Origin of the sequence: Pseudomonas sp. B16(2017), from assembly GCF_002113205.1 — a bacterium.
GTDB lineage: Bacteria > Pseudomonadota > Gammaproteobacteria > Pseudomonadales > Pseudomonadaceae > Aquipseudomonas > Aquipseudomonas pharyngis.
In genome coordinates this window covers 23,563-39,844 of record NZ_NEKA01000020.1, presented here as the reverse complement: position 1 = coordinate 39,844, position 16,282 = coordinate 23,563, and the positions used below count along the sequence as shown (strand labels likewise).

Sequence of the window (16,282 nt, the reverse complement as noted above, 5' to 3'; positions counted from 1 at the left end):
ATCGAGAGACGGGGTATATCGCGACGCTTTGACGCGTACAGATGAAACTCTCTTCATGTAAGGCAAAAAACCCTTCACTTGATAGTGTGCATCCATCCAGTATTTGGCCGTATACTCCTGTGTTTTCGACGCCCGCCGAGCGAGGCCATTTTGGACAAGATCCTGATTCGTGGGGCCCGTACCCACAACCTGAAGAACATCGACCTGACCCTGCCACGGGACAAACTGATCGTCATCACCGGCCTGTCCGGATCCGGCAAGTCTTCCCTGGCTTTCGACACGCTGTACGCCGAAGGTCAGCGCCGCTATGTCGAATCCCTGTCGGCCTATGCCCGACAGTTCCTGTCGATGATGGAGAAGCCCGACGTCGACACCATCGAAGGCCTGTCGCCGGCGATCTCCATCGAACAGAAGTCGACCTCGCACAACCCGCGCTCCACGGTCGGCACCATCACCGAAATCTACGACTACCTGCGTCTGCTTTATGCGCGCGTCGGTACGCCACGCTGCCCGGATCACGACATTCCGCTGGAAGCGCAGACCGTCAGCCAGATGGTCGACCTGGTGCTGGCTCAGCCGGAAGGCAGCAAGCTGATGCTGCTGGCGCCGGTGATCCGCGAGCGCAAGGGCGAGCACCTGTCGGTGTTCGAAGAACTGCGTGCCCAGGGCTTCGTCCGGGCCCGGGTCAACGGTCGGCTCTGCGAGCTGGACGAACTGCCGAAGCTGGATAAACAGAAGAAGCACACGATTGAAGTGGTGGTCGACCGCTTCAAGGTCCGCGCCGATCTGCAACAGCGTCTGGCCGAATCCTTCGAAACCGCGCTGAAGCTGGCCGACGGCATCGCCCTGGTGGCGCCGATGGACGACGAGCCGGGCGAAGAGATGATCTTCTCCGCGCGCTTCGCCTGCCCGGTCTGCGGCCACGCGATCAGCGAGCTGGAACCCAAGCTGTTTTCCTTCAACAACCCGGCCGGCGCCTGCCCGACCTGCGATGGTCTGGGGGTGAAGCAGTTTTTCGACATCAAGCGACTGGTCAACGGTGATTTGACCCTGGCCGAAGGCGCGATCCGTGGCTGGGACAGGCGTAACGTCTATTACTTCCAGATGCTCGGATCACTGGCCGCGCATTACGGCTTCAGTCTGGAGCAGCCGTTCAACGAGCTGCCAGCCGATCAGCAGAAGTTCATCCTGCACGGCAGCGGTTCACAGAACGTCGATTTCAAATACCTCAACGACCGGGGCGATATCGTCAAACGCTCGCACCCGTTCGAAGGTATCGTGCCGAACCTTGAGCGCCGCTACCGCGAAACCGAATCGGCCAGCGTGCGTGAAGAACTGGCGAAGTTCCTCAGCACCCAGTCGTGCCCGGATTGCCGTGGCACCCGCCTGCGTCGCGAAGCACGACACGTGTGGGTCGGCGAGAAAACCCTGCCGGCGGTGACCAACCTGCCGATCGGCGACGCCTGCGATTACTTCGGGGCGCTGAAGATGACCGGCCGCCGTGGCGAGATCGCCGACAAGATTCTCAAGGAAATCCGCGAGCGCCTGCAGTTTCTGGTTAACGTCGGTCTCGACTACCTGTCGCTGGATCGCAGTGCCGACACTCTGTCTGGCGGTGAAGCGCAGCGGATTCGTCTGGCCAGCCAGATCGGCGCGGGCCTTGTGGGTGTTCTGTACATCCTCGATGAGCCGTCGATTGGTCTGCACCAGCGCGACAACGATCGGCTGCTCGGCACCCTCAAGCACCTGCGCGACATCGGCAACACGGTGATTGTGGTCGAACACGACGAAGACGCGATTCGACTGGCCGACTACGTAGTGGATATCGGCCCGGGCGCCGGTGTTCATGGTGGGCAGATCGTCGCTGAAGGCACGCCGGACGAGGTCATGGCGCACCCGGATTCGTTGACCGGTAAATACCTGTCGGGCCGGGTCAAGATCGAGGTGCCGGCCAAGCGCACGCCGCGCAACAAGAAACAGGTGCTGTCGCTCAAGGGCGCGCGGGGCAACAACCTGCGCAACGTCGACCTTGAAATCCCGATCGGCCTGCTGACCTGCGTGACCGGCGTCTCCGGCTCCGGCAAATCGACGCTGATCAACAACACGCTATTCCCGCTGAGTGCCACGGCACTCAATGGCGCGACTACCCTGGAAGCGGCAGCCCACGACAGCATCAAGGGCCTGGAACATCTGGACAAGGTCGTCGACATTGACCAGAGCCCGATCGGCCGCACGCCGCGCTCCAACCCGGCGACCTACACCGGCCTGTTCACGCCGATTCGCGAACTCTTCGCCGGCGTGCCCGAGTCCCGCTCCCGTGGTTACGGGCCGGGGCGTTTCTCGTTCAACGTCAAGGGCGGGCGTTGCGAGGCCTGCCAGGGCGACGGTCTGATCAAGGTGGAAATGCACTTCCTGCCGGACATCTACGTCCCGTGTGACGTGTGCAAGAGCAAGCGCTACAACCGCGAAACCCTGGAGATCAAATACAAGGGCAAGAGCATCCACGAAACCCTCGAGATGACTATCGAGGAAGCGCGGGAGTTCTTCGACGCGGTGCCGGCGCTGGCGCGCAAGCTGCAAACGCTGATGGATGTGGGCCTGTCGTACATCAAGCTCGGGCAGTCGGCCACGACGCTGTCTGGTGGTGAGGCCCAACGGGTCAAGTTGTCCCGCGAACTGTCCAAGCGCGATACCGGCAAAACCCTGTACATCCTCGATGAGCCGACCACCGGTCTGCACTTCGCGGATATCCAGCAACTGCTCGACGTACTGCATCGCCTGCGCGACCACGGCAACACCGTGGTGGTGATCGAGCACAACCTCGACGTGATCAAGACGGCCGACTGGCTGGTGGATCTTGGCCCCGAGGGTGGTTCGAAAGGTGGACAGATCATCGCCACCGGTACGCCGGAGGAAGTGGCCGAGATGAAGCAATCTCACACCGGTCACTATCTCAAGCCGCTGTTGATTCGCGATCGGGCCTGATTACCGGGCATGAAAAAGCCCCTGTCACTTCGTCAGTGACAAGGGCTTTTTTTGTATCAATTGCAATCAGGACGCGTGGGACTGCAGGTAGTTCTGGATACCGATCAGCTTGATCAGGCCGAGCTGCTTTTCCAGCCAGTAGGTGTGATCTTCCTCGGTGTCATTGAGCTGAACCCGAAGGATCTCGCGGCTGACATAGTCGCCGTGCTGTTCGCACAGTTCGATGCCCTTGCACAGCGCGGCGCGCACCTTGTACTCCAGGCGCAGATCCGCTTCGAGCATGGTTTGCACGGTAGTGCCGACATCCAGATCATCCGGGCGCATGCGCGGGGTGCCTTCAAGCATCAGAATCCGGCGCATCAGCGCATCGGCATGACCGGCCTCTTCTTCCATCTCGTGGTTGATTCGTTCGTAGAGCTTGGTGAATCCCCAGTCCTCATACATCCGCGAGTGAACGAAATATTGGTCACGCGCGGCCAGTTCGCCGGTCAGCAACGTGTTGAGGTAATCGATAACGTCTGGGTGGCCTTGCATCGCCCTACATCTCCCTGCTTGAAAGTCTGTAGTTTGAACCAACCTGACTGGAAGGTCACTCACTTAGCGCAATAAAAGCGAAGATATTCCGAGAAAAGCAGCCTAAATAACGCAAAAACCGCCCAAATGAGGGCGGTTCTGCTTCTCGTTTAGACTTCGTTAAGCTGTACGTTGAGCAGCTTTGCGATTGCTTCTCCGTACGCCGGATCGGCCCTGTAGAAATGCTGCAGCTGACGATCGACGACGTCACTCGACACCCCCGCCATCGCCCCGGCGATGTTGCTGACCAGCAGCGCTTTCTGTTCGTCACTCATCAAGCGGAACAGCGCACCGGCGTGACTGTAGTAGTCAGTGTCTTCACGGTGATCGTAACGATCAGCCGCGCCGCTCAGGGCCAGTGCAGGCTCGGCGTAGTGCGGCGCTTGTTTCGGCGACTCCACGTAGCTGTTCGGCTCGTAGTTAGGCGCTGCGCCACCATTGCTCCCAAAAGCCATCGAACCATCACGCTGGTAAGTATTCACCGGGCTACGCGGAGCGTTCACTGGCAGTTGCTGGTGATTGGTACCTACGCGATAGCGGTGGGCATCGGCGTACGCGAATACCCGACCTTGCAGCATGCGATCTGGCGACAGACCTACGCCAGGCACCATGTTGCTCGGGCCGAACGCGGCTTGCTCGACTTCGGCAAAGTAGTTGAGCGGGTTACGGTTCAGTTCCAGCTCACCCACTTCGATCAGTGGAAACTCCTTTTGCGACCAGGTCTTGGTCACGTCGAACGGGTTCTCATAGTGCGCAGCGGCTTGGGCTTCGGTCATGATCTGGATGCATACGCTCCATTTCGGGAAGTCACCACGCTCGATGGCTTCGAACAGGTCACGCTGTGCGTAATCCGGATCAGTGCCCGCCAGGCGTGCAGCGTCTGCCGGCGCAAGGTTCTTGATCCCTTGCTTGGTCTTGTAGTGCCACTTCACCCAGTGACGCTCGCCCTGAGCACTGATCAGGCTGTAGGTGTGACTGCCGAAACCGTGCATATGGCGATATCCGTCCGGAATACCGCGATCAGAGAACAGAATCGTGACCTGGTGCAGCGCTTCAGGCGAATGCGACCAGAAGTCCCACATCATCTGCGCGCTTTTCAGGTTGCTTTGCGGCAGGCGTTTCTGGGTGTGGATAAAGTCAGGGAATTTCAGTGGATCACGAATGAAGAACACGGGCGTATTGTTGCCAACGATGTCCCAGTTGCCTTCTTCGGTATAGAACTTGAGAGCGAAGCCACGTGGATCGCGCTCGGTGTCAGCCGAGCCACGCTCGCCACCTACAGTGGAGAAGCGCAGGAATGTCGGGGTTTGCTTGCCGACGGCAGAAAACAGTTTGGCGCTGGTGTACTGAGTAATGTCACGGGTGACGGTAAAAGTGCCGTAGGCACCCGACCCCTTGGCGTGTACACGACGCTCAGGAATGTTTTCCCGGTTGAAGTGGGCGAGCTTCTCGATCAAGTGGAAGTCATCGAGCAGCAACGGGCCACGAGGGCCAGCGGAGCGAGAGTTCTGGTTGTCGGCGACAGGTGCGCCACTGGCGGTCGTAAGCGTCTTGTTCTGGCTCATGCGATCTTCATCCTCTATCGGTCTTGAACTGCCGGCTAATCGGCTTGTTGGGGAGTATCGATCATCAATATGACAGCCACAAATTCATTAACTTATGGTCATCAATAGATAAAAACTAACGATCAATCCGCACACATAGTGCAGACCCAAACAGGGTAGAAGCTTGTACGAACAGCGCATTTCTTACAGGCACAAAAAACCGGGCACTCGGCCCGGTTCTTTGTTTCAGACTGACGTCTTACTCAGCGGATACAGCTTCACCGCCGACAGCACGATCAACCAGTTCGACGTACGCCATAGGCGCGTTGTCGCCAGCGCGGAAACCGCACTTGAGGATGCGCAGGTAGCCACCCTCACGGGTAGCGTAACGCTTGCCCAGGTCGTTGAAGAGCTTACCAACGATAGCTTTCGAACGAGTACGGTCGAAAGCCAGACGACGGTTAGCAACGCTGTCTGTCTTGGCCAGAGTGATCAGCGGCTCGGCAACGCGGCGCAGTTCTTTGGCTTTTGGCAGAGTAGTTTTGATCAGCTCGTGCTCGAACAGCGACACCGCCATGTTTTGGAACATGGCCTTGCGGTGCGAGCTGGTGCGGCTCAGGTGACGCCCACTTTTACGATGACGCATGGTTCATTCCTTACCAAACACTACGTTCGGTGATTACGACGATCAGGCAGTCGCCTTGTCGTCCTTCTTAAGACTTGCAGGCGGCCAGTTGTCGAGGCGCATGCCGAGGGACAGACCGCGGGAGGCCAGAACGTCCTTGATTTCAGTCAAGGATTTCTTGCCCAGGTTCGGAGTCTTCAACAGCTCTACTTCGGTACGCTGAATCAGGTCGCCGATGTAGTAGATGTTTTCCGCCTTAAGGCAGTTAGCCGAACGTACAGTCAGTTCCAGATCGTCAACCGGGCGAAGCAGGATCGGATCGATCTCGTCTTCCTGCTCGACAACCACTGGCTCACTGTCACCTTTGAGGTCGACGAACGCAGCCAACTGCTGTTGCAGGATGGTTGCAGCGCGGCGGATAGCCTCTTCAGGATCCAGGGTACCGTTGGTTTCCAGATCAATAACCAGCTTGTCCAGGTTGGTACGCTGCTCGACACGGGCGTTTTCCACCACGTATGCGATACGGCGAACCGGGCTGAACGAAGAGTCAAGCTGCAAGCGACCGATGCTACGGCTTTCGTCTTCATCGCTCTGACGCGAGTCGGCTGGTTCATAACCACGACCACGAGCTACGGTGAGCTTCATGTTCAGGGCGCCGTTAGACGCCAGGTTAGCGATTACGTGATCGGGATTAACGATCTCGACATCATGATCCAGCTGAATATCGGCAGCGGTAACCACCCCCGAACCCTTCTTCGACAAGGTCAGCGTAACTTCGTCACGACCGTGCAGCTTGATGGCCAGACCTTTAAGGTTCAACAGGATTTCAATTACGTCTTCCTGTACACCTTCGATGGCGCTGTACTCGTGGAGCACACCGTCAATCTCGGCCTCGACTACTGCGCAGCCGGGCATTGAGGACAACAGGATGCGGCGCAGCGCGTTGCCCAGGGTGTGGCCAAAACCACGCTCGAGAGGCTCGAGAGTGATCTTGGCGCGGGTTGGACTGACAACCTGCACATCAATGTGGCGGGGTGTCAGGAACTCATTTACCGAAATCTGCATGGATGCACCTATTTTCTAGCCCTTACTTACTTGGAGTAGAGCTCGACAATCAGGCTTTCGTTGATGTCGGCGGACAGATCACTGCGAGCAGGAACGTTCTTGAAAACGCCCGACTTCTTCTCAGCATCTACCTCTACCCATTCTACGCGACCACGTTGGGCGCACAGCTCGAGAGCTTGGACAATGCGAAGTTGGTTCTTTGCCTTCTCGCGAACAGCAACCACGTCACCAGCACGAACCTGGTAGGACGGAACGTTTACGGTCTGGCCGTTAACGCTGATCGACTTGTGCGATACCAGCTGACGGGATTCGGCACGAGTCGAACCGAAGCCCATACGGTATACAACGTTGTCCAGACGGCATTCGAGCAGTTGCAGCAGGTTTTCACCAGTTGCACCTTTCTTGCTGGCAGCAGCTTTGTAGTAGCCGCTGAACTGACGCTCGAGAACGCCGTAAATACGACGGACCTTCTGCTTTTCGCGCAGTTGGGTGCCGTAATCGGACTGGCGACCGCGGCGTTGGCCGTGGATACCAGGTGCTGCTTCAATGTTGCACTTCGATTCGATCGCGCGCACGCCGCTCTTCAGGAAGAGATCGGTGCCTTCGCGACGAGCGAGTTTGCATTTTGGACCAATGTAACGAGCCATTCTTTACAATCTCCTGGATTACACGCGGCGCTTCTTCGGCGGACGGCACCCGTTGTGCGGGATTGGCGTCACGTCGGTGATGCTGGCGATCTTGTAGCCACAGCCGTTCAAAGCGCGGACTGCGGATTCACGACCTGGACCTGGGCCCTTGACGTTCACGTCGAGGTTTTTCAGGCCGTATTCCAGCGCAGCTTGACCAGCACGCTCAGCAGCTACTTGAGCAGCGAACGGGGTGGACTTGCGGGAACCGCGGAAACCCGAACCACCGGAGGTAGCCCAGGAAAGAGCGTTACCTTGACGGTCGGTGATGGTCACGATGGTGTTGTTAAAAGAGGCATGGATGTGGGCGATGCCATCAACCACTGTCTTTTTAACTTTTTTACGAGGACGAGCAGCAGGTTTTGCCATGATTAAATTCCTGTCGATTCGCTGGGGCGATTACTTGCGGATCGGCTTACGCGGACCTTTACGGGTACGCGCGTTGGTCTTGGTACGCTGACCGCGTACTGGCAGACCACGACGATGACGCAGACCGCGATAGCAACCGAGGTCCATCAAGCGCTTGATTTTCATGTTGATTTCGCGACGCAGGTCACCTTCAGTGGTGAACTTCGCCACTTCGCCACGCAGCTGTTCAATCTGCTCGTCGCTCAGATCCTTGATCTTTGCGGCTGGGTTTACCCCAGTCTCTGCACAGATCTTCTGTGCAGTAGTGCGACCAACACCATAGATGTAGGTCAGCGAGATAACAGTATGCTTGTTATCTGGAATGTTAACGCCTGCAATACGGGCCATTCAGTGGGACTCCAATTGACAGCTACCTACGCCCCGGAAGCCAAGAAATAGGGCGCGAGATAATATCGCTGTAATAACAAATAATCAACCCGGTAGCGCACTAGCTACCGGGCTTGAAGCACAATCACACTCAGCCTTGGCGCTGTTTGTGACGCGGTTCCGCGCTGCAAATTACTCGAACAACACCTTCGCGGCGAATAATCTTGCAGTTACGGCACAGCTTTTTCACCGATGCACGAACTTTCATCACCAACTCCTCGAACCTTATGGGTACTCAGCGCAACATGCCGCTGCCGTAACCCTTCAGGTTGGCTTTCTTCATCAGGGATTCGTACTGGTGCGAAACGAGGTGCGATTGTACTTGGGACATGAAGTCCATCACAACCACGACCACGATCAGCAACGAGGTCCCGCCAAGGTAGAACGGAACGTTTGCTGCAACCACCAGGAACTGGGGCAACAAGCACACGGCCGTCATGTAAAGAGCACCGAACATGGTCAAGCGAGTCAGAACGCCATCAATATAGCGTGCGGACTGCTCACCTGGACGGATGCCCGGAATAAAGGCACCGGACTTCTTCAGGTTTTCCGCTACGTCTTTCGGATTGAACATCAACGCCGTATAGAAGAAGCAGAAGAAAATAATCCCTGCACTAAACAGCAGAATATTCAACGGCTGACCAGGAGCGATCGACTGCGAGATGTCCTGCAACCAGCCCATACCTTCAGACTGACCAAACCAGGCACCCAACGAAGCCGGGAACAGCAAAATGCTGCTCGCGAAAATAGCCGGAATAACACCGGCCATGTTCACCTTCAGCGGCAAGTGGCTTGTCTGCGCAGCAAAAACCTTGCGGCCCTGCTGACGCTTGGCGTAGTGAACAGCGATACGACGCTGACCACGCTCAATGAACACCACGAAACCGATAATCGCTACTGCCAGCAAACCGATGGCAACCAAGGCGAAGATATTGATATCGCCCTGACGCGCAGACTCGAAAGACTGCCCGATTGCTCTCGGAAGACCGGCGACGATACCCGAAAAAATCAACATCGAGATACCGTTGCCTACACCACGCTCAGTAATCTGCTCACCCAGCCACATCATGAACATCGCGCCAGCCACAAACGTGGAGACCGCGACGAAATGGAAGCCAAAGTCACCAGTGAACGCAACGCCCTGCCCCGCCAGACCAATGGACATGCCAATGGCCTGAACGAGAGCGAGGACGACGGTGCCGTAGCGGGTGTACTGGCTGATCTTGCGACGGCCAGCTTCACCTTCCTTCTTCAACTGCTCCAGCTGCGAGCTGACGGCGGTCATCAGTTGCATGATGATCGATGCCGAAATGTACGGCATGATCCCCAGTGCAAAGATGCTCATCCGCTCCAGCGCGCCGCCGGAAAACATGTTGAACAAGCTAAGAATGGTCCCCTCATTCTGTCGAAACAGGTCTGCGAGTCGGTCCGGGTTGATACCTGGAACCGGGATGTGTGCGCCTATTCGGTAGACGATAATCGCCAGGAACAGAAAACGCAGACGAGCCCAAAGTTCAGACATACCGCCTTTGCCGAGCGCAGAGAGAGCACCTTGCTTAGCCATTTATTCCTCGAACTTGCCGCCAGCTGCTTCGATAGCCGCACGCGCACCTTTGGTGGCGCCGATTCCCTTGCCGATAGTGACAGCGCGAGTCACTTCACCGGACAGCATGATTTTCACACGCTGTACGTTGACGTTGATCACGTTGGCATCTTTCAGGGACTGCACAGTGACGATGTCGCCTTCCACTTTAGCCAGCTCGGACAGACGCACTTCTGCGCGGTCCATGGCTTTCAGGGAAACGAAACCGAACTTCGGCAGGCGACGATGCAGCGGCTGTTGACCGCCTTCAAAGCCTGGAGCGATGGTGCCACCGGAGCGGGAAGTCTGACCTTTGTGACCACGGCCACCAGTCTTACCCAAACCACTACCGATACCACGGCCCGGACGATGCTTTTCGCGACGGGAACCCGGCGCTGGACTCAGATCATTGAGTTTCATCGATTAACCCTCGACACGCAGCATGTAGTAAGCCTTGTTGATCATCCCGCGATTCTCGGGAGTATCCTGGACTTCTACAGTGTGACCGATGCGACGCAGACCCAGACCCTTCACGCACAGTTTGTGGTTAGGGATGCGGCCGGTCATGCTTTTGATCAGCGTTACTTTAACGGTAGCCATGATCAGAAGATCTCCTTGACAGTCAGGCCGCGCTTGGCAGCGATGGACTCAGGAGATTGCATAGCTTTCAGACCCTTGAAAGTGGCGTGAACCACGTTTACCGGGTTAGTCGAGCCGTAGCACTTGGCCAGAACGTTCTGAACGCCAGCAACTTCGAGGACAGCACGCATAGCGCCGCCAGCGATGATACCGGTACCTTCAGAAGCAGGCTGCATGTACACCTTCGAAGCGCCGTGAGCGGACTTCATTGCGTACTGCAGAGTGGTGCCGTTCAGATCAACCTGGATCATGTTGCGGCGAGCAGCTTCCATTGCCTTCTGGATCGCAGCAGGCACTTCACGCGACTTGCCACGGCCGAAGCCAACACGCCCTTTACCATCACCAACCACGGTCAACGCGGTGAAAGTGAAGATACGGCCGCCTTTAACGGTTTTGGCTACGCGGTTAACTTGAACCAGCTTCTCGATGTAGCCTTCGTCGCGCTTTTGGTCGTTATTTGACATAACTTAGAACTCCAGCCCAGCTTCACGAGCAGCATCAGCCAGCGCTTTAACGCGGCCGTGGTACTTGAAGCCAGAGCGGTCGAAAGCCACCTGCGAGACGCCAGCGGCCTTAGCACGCGTAGCGACCAGCTGGCCAACCTTAGTGGCCGCGTCGATGTTGCCAGTGGCGCCATCACGCAGTTCTTTATCCAAAGTCGAGGCGCTTGCCAGGACTTTGTTGCCGTCGGCCGAAATGACCTGGGCGTAGATGTGCTGCGAAGAGCGGAACACGCAGAGACGCACGACTTCGAGTTCGTGCATTTTCAGGCGTGCTTTGCGAGCGCGACGCAGTCGAGTAACTTTTTTGTCGGTCATTTGCTATGCCCTACTTCTTCTTGGCTTCTTTACGACGGACGACTTCGTCCGCGTAGCGCACACCTTTGCCTTTGTACGGCTCTGGTGGACGGAAGTCGCGGATCTCGGCGGCCACTTGACCTACCAGCTGCTTGTCGATGCCCTTGATCAGGATATCGGTCTGGCTAGGAGTCTCAGCGGTGATGCCTTCCGGCAGTTCGTAATCCACTGGGTGCGAGAAGCCAAGAGCCAGGTTCAGCACCTGACCTTTTGCTTGCGCTTTGTAACCAACACCGACCAGCTGGAGCTTGCGCTCGAAGCCTTGGCTTACGCCCTGGACCATGTTGTTTACCAACGCACGAGTGGTACCGGCCATTGCGCGAGTCTGTTGATCGCCATTGCGAGCAGCAAAACGCAGCTCACCGGCTTCTTCAACGACTTCAACGGACGAATGGACGTTCAGTTCAAGAGTACCCTTGGCACCCTTCACCGAAAGCTGTTGGCCTGCGAATTTTACTTCGACACCGGCTGGCAGCTTAACGGGGTTCTTAGCGACGCGAGACATGCTTATCCCCCCTTAGAACACAGTGCAAAGAACTTCGCCGCCGACACCGGCAGCGCGCGCAGCACGATCAGTCATCACACCTTTGTTGGTGGAGACGATAGACACACCGAGGCCGCCACGTACTTTTGGCAGATCTTCGACGGACTTGTACTGACGCAGGCCTGGACGGCTAACGCGCTTCACTTCCTCGATGACCGGACGGCCTTCGAAGTATTTCAGCTCGATGGACAGCAGCGGCTTGGTTTCGCTGCTGATCTGATAACCCGCGATGTAACCTTCGTCCTTCAGGACTTTTGCTACAGCCACCTTCAACGTGGAAGACGGCATGCTTACGACGGACTTTTCAGCCATCTGGGCATTACGGATTCGAGTTAGCATGTCCGCTAACGGGTCCTGCATACTCATGGGCTAGACGCTCCTAATACAGAAAAATTAGCCTTGCGGCTACTACTTGTCGCCGAGGAATTCCGGGCGTAAAAAACACGGGCTCAGGCGAGCCGGTCATTCTAGACACACCCCAGAAATGAATCAAGCCCCAAAAGGGGCTTGATTCAAGTTCAAGGCCACCGATGGTCAGGTTCTTGCGACCCCGACCATCAAGGCTTTGACAGCAATTACCAGCTGGCTTTAACCAGACCTGGTACGTCACCACGCATTGCCGCTTCACGCAGTTTGTTACGGCCGAGGCCGAACTTGCGGTAAACGCCGTGCGGACGACCGGTCAGACGGCAACGGTTACGCATGCGCGAAGCGCTTGCGTCACGCGGTTGCTTCTGCAGAGCTACGGTAGCTTCCCAACGCGCTTCTGGACTTGCGTTCAGATCGACGATGATAGCTTTCAGCGCTGCACGCTTGACGGCGTATTTGGCAACGGTGAGCTGACGTTTCAGCTCACGGTTTTTCATGCTCTTCTTGGCCATTTTCCTACTCCAATCAGTTGCGGAACGGGAATTTGAAAGCACGCAGCAGAGCGCGGCCTTCGTCATCGTTCTTAGCAGTGGTGGTCAGGGTAATGTCCAGACCGCGGAGAGCATCGATCTTGTCGTAGTCGATTTCCGGGAAAATGATCTGCTCTTTCACGCCCATGCTGTAGTTGCCACGACCATCAAAGGACTTGGCATTCAGGCCGCGGAAGTCGCGAACCCGAGGCAGGGAGATCGACAGCAGACGATCCAGGAACTCGTACATACGCTCACGGCGCAGGGTCACTTTGACGCCGATCGGCCAACCTTCACGGACTTTAAAGCCAGCGATGGATTTGCGAGCGTAGGTCACAACGACTTTCTGGCCGGTGATCTTTTCCAGGTCAGCAACAGCGTGCTCGATGACTTTTTTGTCGCCGATCGCTTCGCCCAGACCCATGTTCAGGGTGATCTTGGTAACGCGCGGAACTTCCATCACGTTCGAAAGCTTAAGTTCTTCCTTAAGTTTCGGAGCGATTTCCTTCCGGTAAATCTCTTTTAGTCGTGCCATGGTCTTCTACCTAGCAGTGTTCAAGCATCAACCGCTTTTTGGGTCGACTTGAAGACACGAATTTTCTTACCATCTTCTACTTTGAAACCAACGCGGTCAGCCTTGTTGGTTTCGCCGTTGAAGATGGCGACGTTGGAAGCGTGCAGTGGCGCTTCTTTCTCGACGATACCGCCCTGTACGCCCGACATCGGGTTAGGCTTGGTATGACGCTTGACCAGGTTCAGACCACCAACAACCAGACGGTTGTCAGCAAGAACCTTCAGCACCTTACCGCGCTTACCTTTGTCTTTGCCGGCGATCACGATGATCTCGTCGTCACGACGAATCTTTTGCATGTCGGATCTCCTTACAGCACTTCTGGGGCGAGCGAGACGATCTTCATGAACTTCTCGGTACGAAGTTCACGGGTCACTGGCCCAAAGATACGGGTGCCGATCGGCTCTTGCTTGTTGTTCAGAAGAACAGCAGCGTTGCCATCAAAGCGGATAATGGAGCCATCAGCACGACGTACGCCGTGACGAGTGCGGACTACAACAGCAGTCATCACTTGGCCTTTTTTCACCTTACCGCGAGGAATTGCTTCCTTCACGGTAACTTTGATGATGTCACCGATACCAGCGTAACGACGATGGGAGCCACCCAGCACCTTGATGCACATAACACGGCGAGCGCCGCTGTTATCGGCCACATCGAGCATGGATTGAGTCTGAATCATATAATTTCTCCGACCCCTAGCCCTTAGACTTCCACAGCGCGTTCGAGAACATCAACCAGCGCCCAAGACTTGGTCTTAGCCATCGGACGAGTTTCACGAATAGTGACTTTGTCGCCGATGTGGCACTGATTGGTTTCGTCGTGCGCGTGCAGCTTAGTCGAACGCTTAACGTATTTACCGTAGATCGGGTGCTTAACGCGACGCTCGATCAGAACGGTGATGGTTTTGTCCATCTTGTCGCTGACAACACGGCCAGTCAGCGTACGGACAGTTTTTTCGGCTTCAGCCATGATCACTTACCTGCCTGCTGGTTGAGCACAGTCTTCACGCGAGCAATGTCACGCTTAACTTGCGAGAGCAGATGAGACTGCCCCAACTGGCCAGTTGCTTTCTGCATGCGCAGATTGAACTGGTCGCGCAGCAAGCCGAGCAGTTGCTCGTTCAGCTGCTGTGCGGATTTTTCACGAAGTTCATTCGCTTTCATCACATCACCGTCCGTTTAACAAAGGAGGTGGCGAGCGGCAGCTTTGCAGCAGCCAGGGCGAAAGCCTCACGCGCCAGCTCTTCAGAAACACCCTCGATTTCATACAGGACTTTGCCTGGCTGAATCTGGGCAACCCAGTACTCCACGTTACCCTTACCTTTACCCATACGAACCTCGAGAGGCTTCTTGGAGATCGGCTTGTCCGGGAATACACGGATCCAGATCTTGCCGCCACGTTTTACGTGACGGGTCAGTGCACGACGCGCTGACTCGATCTGACGAGCGGTGAGACGACCACGAGCTACAGACTTCAGCGCGAACTCGCCGAAGCTGACTTTGCTACCGCGCAGTGCCAGACCACGGTTGTGGCCGGTCATCTGCTTGCGGAACTTCGTACGCTTAGGTTGCAACATTTGGCGTACCCCTTACTTAGCAGCTTTTTTACGAGGCGCTGGTGCTTGTGGCTTCAGCTCTTCTTGGCGACCACCAATTACTTCGCCTTTGAAGATCCAAACCTTTACACCGATCACACCGTAAGTGGTGTGAGCTTCGTAGTTGGCATAGTCGATGTCGGCACGCAGGGTGTGCAGTGGCACACGACCTTCGCGATACCATTCAGTACGTGCGATTTCAGCACCGCCGAGACGACCGCTCACTTGGATTTTGATGCCTTTGGCACCAATGCGCATGGCGTTCTGTACAGCGCGCTTCATGGCGCGACGGAACATTACACGACGCTCCAGCTGCTGAGCTACGCTCTGCGCAACCAGCATACCGTCGAGCTCCGGCTTGCGGATCTCTTCGATATTGATGTGCACAGGCACACCCATTTGCTTGGTCAGGTCCTGACGCAGTTTCTCAACATCTTCACCTTTCTTCCCGATAACAATACCTGGACGAGCGGTGTGGATGGTGATGCGTGCAGTTTGGGCCGGACGATGGATATCGATACGGCTTACGGACGCGCTTTTTAGTTTGTCTTGGAGGTATTCACGCACCTTCAGATCAGCGAACAAGTAGTCCGCATAAGTCCGACCGTCTGCGTACCAGACGGAGGTGTGCTCCTTGACGATTCCCAGGCGAATGCCAATGGGATGTACTTTCTGACCCATCTCTTCGACTCCGTTACTTGTCAGCAACCTTGACAGTGATATGGCAAGACCGCTTGACGATGCGATCAGCACGGCCTTTGGCACGTGGCATGATGCGCTTCAGCGAACGCCCTTCGTTGACGAAAACGGTGCTGACCTTCAGGTCATCAACGTCTGCGCCTTCGTTATGCTCGGCGTTGGCTACGGCCGACTCCAGCACTTTTTTCATGATCTCGGCGGCTTTCTTACTGCTGAAAGCCAACAGGTTGAGCGCTTCGCCCACCTTCTTCCCGCGGATCTGGTCGGCGACCAAGCGGGCTTTCTGGGCGGAGATTCGAGCGCCCGACAACTTAGCGGCTACTTCCATTTCCTTACCCCTTAACGCTTGGCTTTCTTGTCTGCCACGTGCCCGCGATAGTTGCGGGTACCGGCGAACTCGCCCAGTTTGTGGCCGACCATGTCTTCGTTAACGAGAACTGGGACGTGCTGACGACCGTTGTGTACTGCGATGGTCAGACCGACCATTTGTGGCAGGATCATCGAACGACGCGACCAAGTCTTAATTGGTTTGCGATCGTTCTTTTCCGCCGCCACTTCGATCTTCTTCAGTAGGTGAAGATCAATAAAAGGACCTTTTTTCAGAGAACGTGGCACTGTCGTATC

Annotated in this window: 26 protein-coding genes; 1 reads left to right on the top strand and 25 read right to left on the bottom strand. The window is 56.3% G+C overall.

What is annotated here, in order from left to right:
* Positions 1–150 precede the first annotated feature (150 nt).
* Positions 151–2,985 carry an excinuclease ABC subunit UvrA gene (uvrA, locus tag CAG25_RS25835; protein ID WP_064599779.1) on the top strand — a complete coding sequence of 945 codons (2,835 nt, stop codon included), beginning with the start codon at positions 151–153 and terminating at the stop codon, positions 2,983–2,985.
* A gap of 66 nt (positions 2,986–3,051) precedes the next feature.
* Here the strand turns inward: uvrA and bfr are convergent, their stop codons facing one another.
* From bfr to rpsS, 25 genes are all read right to left on the bottom strand, one after another.
* Positions 3,052–3,519, bottom strand: coding sequence for a bacterioferritin (bfr, locus tag CAG25_RS25830; RefSeq protein WP_064382244.1), 468 nt, complete (start codon positions 3,517–3,519; stop codon positions 3,052–3,054).
* 149 nt (positions 3,520–3,668) lie between these two features.
* A complete protein-coding gene (locus CAG25_RS25825; RefSeq protein ID WP_085613347.1) occupies positions 3,669–5,123 on the bottom strand; it encodes a catalase in 1,455 nt (484 codons plus the stop codon).
* Positions 5,124–5,361: 238 nt separating this feature from the next.
* On the bottom strand, positions 5,362–5,748 hold the full coding sequence (gene rplQ, locus CAG25_RS25820; protein ID WP_007955635.1) for a 50S ribosomal protein L17: 387 nt from the start codon (positions 5,746–5,748) through the stop codon (positions 5,362–5,364).
* A gap of 42 nt (positions 5,749–5,790) precedes the next feature.
* Positions 5,791–6,792, bottom strand: a complete 1,002-nt coding sequence (rpoA, locus tag CAG25_RS25815) for a DNA-directed RNA polymerase subunit alpha (protein WP_003186012.1) — start codon at positions 6,790–6,792, stop codon at positions 5,791–5,793.
* Between the two features lie 26 nt (positions 6,793–6,818).
* Positions 6,819–7,439 (bottom strand): 30S ribosomal protein S4, encoded by a 621-nt coding sequence (gene rpsD, locus CAG25_RS25810; RefSeq protein ID WP_011336168.1) that lies wholly within the window; start codon positions 7,437–7,439, stop codon positions 6,819–6,821.
* Between the two features lie 18 nt (positions 7,440–7,457).
* Positions 7,458–7,847: a 30S ribosomal protein S11 gene (gene rpsK / locus CAG25_RS25805; RefSeq protein ID WP_002555466.1), complete on the bottom strand. Its 390-nt coding sequence runs from the start codon at positions 7,845–7,847 to the stop codon at positions 7,458–7,460.
* Between the two features lie 30 nt (positions 7,848–7,877).
* Entirely contained in the window at positions 7,878–8,234 is a 357-nt protein-coding gene (rpsM, locus tag CAG25_RS25800) for a 30S ribosomal protein S13 (RefSeq protein ID WP_009045849.1), read from the bottom strand.
* A gap of 130 nt (positions 8,235–8,364) precedes the next feature.
* Complete coding sequence (gene rpmJ / locus CAG25_RS25795) at positions 8,365–8,481, bottom strand: 50S ribosomal protein L36 (RefSeq protein WP_002555468.1); 117 nt, start codon at positions 8,479–8,481, stop codon at positions 8,365–8,367.
* 27 nt (positions 8,482–8,508) lie between these two features.
* Positions 8,509–9,837: a preprotein translocase subunit SecY gene (gene secY, locus CAG25_RS25790; RefSeq protein ID WP_085613346.1), complete on the bottom strand. Its 1,329-nt coding sequence runs from the start codon at positions 9,835–9,837 to the stop codon at positions 8,509–8,511.
* On the bottom strand, positions 9,838–10,275 hold the full coding sequence (gene rplO, locus CAG25_RS25785) for a 50S ribosomal protein L15 (protein ID WP_003228720.1): 438 nt from the start codon (positions 10,273–10,275) through the stop codon (positions 9,838–9,840). It abuts the gene before it with no gap.
* A gap of 3 nt (positions 10,276–10,278) precedes the next feature.
* Positions 10,279–10,455 carry a 50S ribosomal protein L30 gene (gene rpmD, locus CAG25_RS25780; RefSeq protein WP_003176408.1) on the bottom strand — a complete coding sequence of 59 codons (177 nt, stop codon included), beginning with the start codon at positions 10,453–10,455 and terminating at the stop codon, positions 10,279–10,281.
* A 2-nt stretch (positions 10,456–10,457) separates the two neighbouring features.
* Positions 10,458–10,958, bottom strand: coding sequence for a 30S ribosomal protein S5 (gene rpsE / locus CAG25_RS25775; RefSeq protein ID WP_003176409.1), 501 nt, complete (start codon positions 10,956–10,958; stop codon positions 10,458–10,460).
* A gap of 3 nt (positions 10,959–10,961) precedes the next feature.
* A complete protein-coding gene (rplR, locus tag CAG25_RS25770; protein ID WP_003186037.1) occupies positions 10,962–11,312 on the bottom strand; it encodes a 50S ribosomal protein L18 in 351 nt (116 codons plus the stop codon).
* A 10-nt stretch (positions 11,313–11,322) separates the two neighbouring features.
* Positions 11,323–11,856 carry a 50S ribosomal protein L6 gene (rplF, locus tag CAG25_RS25765; protein WP_011336170.1) on the bottom strand — a complete coding sequence of 178 codons (534 nt, stop codon included), beginning with the start codon at positions 11,854–11,856 and terminating at the stop codon, positions 11,323–11,325.
* Between the two features lie 12 nt (positions 11,857–11,868).
* Positions 11,869–12,261 (bottom strand): 30S ribosomal protein S8, encoded by a 393-nt coding sequence (gene rpsH, locus CAG25_RS25760; RefSeq protein ID WP_003228724.1) that lies wholly within the window; start codon positions 12,259–12,261, stop codon positions 11,869–11,871.
* Positions 12,262–12,470: 209 nt separating this feature from the next.
* Positions 12,471–12,776, bottom strand: coding sequence for a 30S ribosomal protein S14 (rpsN, locus tag CAG25_RS25755; RefSeq protein WP_007955639.1), 306 nt, complete (start codon positions 12,774–12,776; stop codon positions 12,471–12,473).
* Positions 12,777–12,789: 13 nt separating this feature from the next.
* Positions 12,790–13,329 (bottom strand): 50S ribosomal protein L5, encoded by a 540-nt coding sequence (rplE, locus tag CAG25_RS25750; RefSeq protein WP_003210069.1) that lies wholly within the window; start codon positions 13,327–13,329, stop codon positions 12,790–12,792.
* A 20-nt stretch (positions 13,330–13,349) separates the two neighbouring features.
* The gene (gene rplX, locus CAG25_RS25745; RefSeq protein ID WP_003186046.1) at positions 13,350–13,664 is read right to left on the bottom strand and encodes a 50S ribosomal protein L24; all 315 of its coding nucleotides are present in this window, start codon (positions 13,662–13,664) and stop codon (positions 13,350–13,352) included.
* An 11-nt stretch (positions 13,665–13,675) separates the two neighbouring features.
* On the bottom strand, positions 13,676–14,044 hold the full coding sequence (gene rplN, locus CAG25_RS25740) for a 50S ribosomal protein L14 (protein WP_002555479.1): 369 nt from the start codon (positions 14,042–14,044) through the stop codon (positions 13,676–13,678).
* Positions 14,045–14,067: 23 nt separating this feature from the next.
* The gene (gene rpsQ, locus CAG25_RS25735) at positions 14,068–14,334 is read right to left on the bottom strand and encodes a 30S ribosomal protein S17 (RefSeq protein ID WP_003194644.1); all 267 of its coding nucleotides are present in this window, start codon (positions 14,332–14,334) and stop codon (positions 14,068–14,070) included.
* Between the two features lie 2 nt (positions 14,335–14,336).
* Entirely contained in the window at positions 14,337–14,528 is a 192-nt protein-coding gene (gene rpmC / locus CAG25_RS25730) for a 50S ribosomal protein L29 (RefSeq protein WP_002555481.1), read from the bottom strand.
* Complete coding sequence (rplP, locus tag CAG25_RS25725) at positions 14,528–14,941, bottom strand: 50S ribosomal protein L16 (RefSeq protein WP_003228729.1); 414 nt, start codon at positions 14,939–14,941, stop codon at positions 14,528–14,530. The genes rpmC and rplP overlap by 1 nt, the downstream gene beginning before the upstream one ends.
* 12 nt (positions 14,942–14,953) lie before the next feature.
* A complete protein-coding gene (gene rpsC / locus CAG25_RS25720) occupies positions 14,954–15,640 on the bottom strand; it encodes a 30S ribosomal protein S3 (protein WP_003176422.1) in 687 nt (228 codons plus the stop codon).
* Positions 15,641–15,653: 13 nt separating this feature from the next.
* Positions 15,654–15,986, bottom strand: coding sequence for a 50S ribosomal protein L22 (rplV, locus tag CAG25_RS25715; RefSeq protein ID WP_003103908.1), 333 nt, complete (start codon positions 15,984–15,986; stop codon positions 15,654–15,656).
* A gap of 11 nt (positions 15,987–15,997) precedes the next feature.
* Complete coding sequence (gene rpsS / locus CAG25_RS25710; RefSeq protein WP_011336172.1) at positions 15,998–16,273, bottom strand: 30S ribosomal protein S19; 276 nt, start codon at positions 16,271–16,273, stop codon at positions 15,998–16,000.
* Positions 16,274–16,282 lie beyond the last annotated feature (9 nt).

Excerpts from the sequence above, each read along its gene's own strand:
- bfr (WP_064382244.1), bottom strand. The coding sequence starts at position 3,519 with ATGCAAGGCCACCCAGACGTTATCGATTACCTCAACACGTTGCTGACC.
- CAG25_RS25825 (WP_085613347.1), bottom strand. The coding sequence starts at position 5,123 with ATGAGCCAGAACAAGACGCTTACGACCGCCAGTGGCGCACCTGTCGCC.
- rplQ (WP_007955635.1), bottom strand. The coding sequence starts at position 5,748 with ATGCGTCATCGTAAAAGTGGGCGTCACCTGAGCCGCACCAGCTCGCAC.
- rpoA (WP_003186012.1), bottom strand. The coding sequence starts at position 6,792 with ATGCAGATTTCGGTAAATGAGTTCCTGACACCCCGCCACATTGATGTG.
- rpsD (WP_011336168.1), bottom strand. The coding sequence starts at position 7,439 with ATGGCTCGTTACATTGGTCCAAAATGCAAACTCGCTCGTCGCGAAGGC.
- rpsK (WP_002555466.1), bottom strand. The coding sequence starts at position 7,847 with ATGGCAAAACCTGCTGCTCGTCCTCGTAAAAAAGTTAAAAAGACAGTG.
- rpsM (WP_009045849.1), bottom strand. The coding sequence starts at position 8,234 with ATGGCCCGTATTGCAGGCGTTAACATTCCAGATAACAAGCATACTGTT.
- rpmJ (WP_002555468.1), bottom strand. The coding sequence starts at position 8,481 with ATGAAAGTTCGTGCATCGGTGAAAAAGCTGTGCCGTAACTGCAAGATT.
- secY (WP_085613346.1), bottom strand. The coding sequence starts at position 9,837 with ATGGCTAAGCAAGGTGCTCTCTCTGCGCTCGGCAAAGGCGGTATGTCT.
- rplO (WP_003228720.1), bottom strand. The coding sequence starts at position 10,275 with ATGAAACTCAATGATCTGAGTCCAGCGCCGGGTTCCCGTCGCGAAAAG.
- rpmD (WP_003176408.1), bottom strand. The coding sequence starts at position 10,455 with ATGGCTACCGTTAAAGTAACGCTGATCAAAAGCATGACCGGCCGCATC.
- rpsE (WP_003176409.1), bottom strand. The coding sequence starts at position 10,958 with ATGTCAAATAACGACCAAAAGCGCGACGAAGGCTACATCGAGAAGCTG.
- rplR (WP_003186037.1), bottom strand. The coding sequence starts at position 11,312 with ATGACCGACAAAAAAGTTACTCGACTGCGTCGCGCTCGCAAAGCACGC.
- rplF (WP_011336170.1), bottom strand. The coding sequence starts at position 11,856 with ATGTCTCGCGTCGCTAAGAACCCCGTTAAGCTGCCAGCCGGTGTCGAA.
- rpsH (WP_003228724.1), bottom strand. The coding sequence starts at position 12,261 with ATGAGTATGCAGGACCCGTTAGCGGACATGCTAACTCGAATCCGTAAT.
- rpsN (WP_007955639.1), bottom strand. The coding sequence starts at position 12,776 with ATGGCCAAGAAGAGCATGAAAAACCGTGAGCTGAAACGTCAGCTCACC.
- rplE (WP_003210069.1), bottom strand. The coding sequence starts at position 13,329 with ATGGCACGACTAAAAGAGATTTACCGGAAGGAAATCGCTCCGAAACTT.
- rplX (WP_003186046.1), bottom strand. The coding sequence starts at position 13,664 with ATGCAAAAGATTCGTCGTGACGACGAGATCATCGTGATCGCCGGCAAA.
- rplN (WP_002555479.1), bottom strand. The coding sequence starts at position 14,044 with ATGATTCAGACTCAATCCATGCTCGATGTGGCCGATAACAGCGGCGCT.
- rpsQ (WP_003194644.1), bottom strand. The coding sequence starts at position 14,334 with ATGGCTGAAGCCGAAAAAACTGTCCGTACGCTGACTGGCCGTGTTGTC.
- rpmC (WP_002555481.1), bottom strand. The coding sequence starts at position 14,528 with ATGAAAGCGAATGAACTTCGTGAAAAATCCGCACAGCAGCTGAACGAG.
- rplP (WP_003228729.1), bottom strand. The coding sequence starts at position 14,941 with ATGTTGCAACCTAAGCGTACGAAGTTCCGCAAGCAGATGACCGGCCAC.
- rpsC (WP_003176422.1), bottom strand. The coding sequence starts at position 15,640 with ATGGGTCAGAAAGTACATCCCATTGGCATTCGCCTGGGAATCGTCAAG.
- rplV (WP_003103908.1), bottom strand. The coding sequence starts at position 15,986 with ATGGAAGTAGCCGCTAAGTTGTCGGGCGCTCGAATCTCCGCCCAGAAA.